3 protein-coding genes are annotated in these 2053 nt (G+C 68.1%); 1 reads left to right on the top strand and 2 read right to left on the bottom strand.

The features are described from left to right. On the bottom strand, positions 1-950 hold a 950-nt coding region (locus AC2VON_RS04515), incomplete at its 3' end, for a carotenoid oxygenase family protein (protein WP_486951871.1). A gap of 71 nt (positions 951-1021) precedes the next feature. On the opposite strand from AC2VON_RS04515, the gene AC2VON_RS04510 reads away from it, so the two are divergent. After that, on the top strand, positions 1022-1702 hold the full coding sequence (locus AC2VON_RS04510; protein WP_486951870.1) for a TetR/AcrR family transcriptional regulator: 681 nt from the start codon (positions 1022-1024) through the stop codon (positions 1700-1702). On the opposite strand, the gene rplL is transcribed toward AC2VON_RS04510, so the two are convergent. After that, positions 1695-2053: 50S ribosomal protein L7/L12 (gene rplL / locus AC2VON_RS04505; protein WP_486951869.1), on the bottom strand; the 359-nt coding region annotated here is incomplete at its 5' end. The genes AC2VON_RS04510 and rplL overlap by 8 nt on opposite strands.

Genomic DNA, 2053 nt, shown 5'->3' with positions numbered 1-2053 from the left:
TTGAGCGGATGGTAGACGTAGCAGGGTTCGATATCGAACCACCTGATGTCGGCGTTGCCGCCATCGCGGGGCATCACACCGAGGCGCGCCGGGTATCTGGGGTCCCACGAGTACGGCATTCCGCCCGCAGGTCTGGTGTCGCGGTTGATCATTGCGGTGATCGGGCTGGGCACCCGTAGCCGGCCGACGAGCGACTGCAACACCAGCCGCGCGGGTAGTCGCAGCCCGCGCGGCACCGCGCTGCGCACCAGGGGAGCCGCGTCGAAGGTGACCGGCAGGTCGTAGATCACCACGTACTTCTCGGTCAGGGAAAAGTCGTGCATCATCGGCGAGCCGGTCACCTCGATGTCGACCGTGCGGCGTGCGTGTCCGGCGGTGTCGATCACTGCGTACTGCACGCTGTGCCCGCGGCCGAATGAGTACGACACCGCGTGCAGCTCGCCAGTGGCCGGGTCGCGGTGCGGGTGTGCGGTGTAGCCGCCGGGCAGGGTGCCGTCGAAATCGCAGGTCCCTACGGTGTCCAGATTCTCGGTGAGTTCGTAGTTGGCCACACCGCCCTCGATGAGGGCCAGGGTTTTTCCGGCATGGCCCAGCACATTGGTGTTGGCGCCGAGGGAGAGCATCCCGGCGCGCGCGTTGAGTCCGGTCGGTGCGGGTTCACCCAGGGCAGCGCAGACCGCGGCGGTGCGGACCCAGCGGTTGCGGTACCAGCGGGCCTGTCCGTCGCGCAGCGCCACCCCGTGCACCATGCCGTCGCCCGTGAACCAGTGGTAGGTGGCCGGGTCGACCTCGGCGGCTGGGTTGGGGCCGTTGCGCAGGTAGCGCCCGTCGAGGAACTCCGGGATATGGCCGGTGACCGGCAGATCGGTGGCCGTCACCTCGGTGCGCACCGGCGCCAGGAAGCCTTCCAGATACGGGTTGGCGGATTCTGCGGTGTCGGTGGTTGTCATGTCCGAACTCCTATAACGTTGTTATTTCATTGTTATGGGAACCGTACGCCTGCTATGCGACGATGGCAAACGTGACTTCGCAGACCGAACCCAGGGTGCGTGACGAGCTGGTGCGCGCCGCTGTTGGCCTGCTCGACGAGCACGGTCCCGATGCGTTGCAGACCCGCAAGATCGCCGCCGCGGCCGGAACCTCGACGATGGCCGTGTACACGCATTTCGGCGGCATGCAGCAGCTGATCGCCGCGGTCGCCGAGGAGGGCCTGCGGCAGTTCGACGCCGCGCTGACGATCCGGCTGACCGACGACCCGGTCGTCGACCTGCTCACCGTCGGCATCGTCTACCGGCGATTCGCCCTCAAGCACCCGCACCTGTACCGGTTGATGTTCGGCAGCACCAGCGCGCACGGCATCAGCGCCCCGGCCCGCAACATGCTCACGCTCGCGGTGGGCGAGATCAGCGACCACTACCCCAGCTTCGCCCACGTCGTGGCCGTGGTGCACCGGTCGATGCAGGGGGGCCGGATCACCGTCGGTGCGCCAGACGATGACGCCGCCGTGGTGGCCACCGCCGCGCAGTTCTGGACGATCATGCACGGCTTCGTGATGCTCGAGCTGGCCGGTTACTACGGCAGCGGCGGCACCGCAGTGGGTCCGGTGCTGGCCGCGATGACCAGGAGCCTGCTGACCGCGTTGGGGGATACCCCCGAGCAGGTGGATCGATCGCTGCGCTCGATCGGCGACCGGGCTACTTGACGGTGACGGTCGCGCCGGCGGCCTCGAGCTTGGTCTTGGCCTCCTCGGCGGCCTCCTTGGCGACCTTCTCCAGCAACGGCTTGGGAGCCCCGTCGACCAGGTCCTTGGCCTCCTTGAGGCCCAGGCCCGAGACGACCTCGCGCACCACTTTGATGACGCCGATCTTCTTGTCGCCGGCGGCCTCCAGGATGACGTCGAACTCGGTCTGCTCCTCGGCGGCTTCGGCAGCGGGCGCGGCGCCCGGGGCGGCGGCGGCAGCGACGGCGACCGGCGCGGCCGCGGTGACCTCGAAGGTCTCCTCGAACTTCTTGACGAAGTCCGACAGCTCCAACAGCGTCATCTCCTTGAAGG

The sequence above is a fragment of the Mycobacterium sp. TH-M82 genome, assembly GCF_057473605.1.
This window is presented reverse-complemented; position numbering and strand designations above follow the sequence as displayed.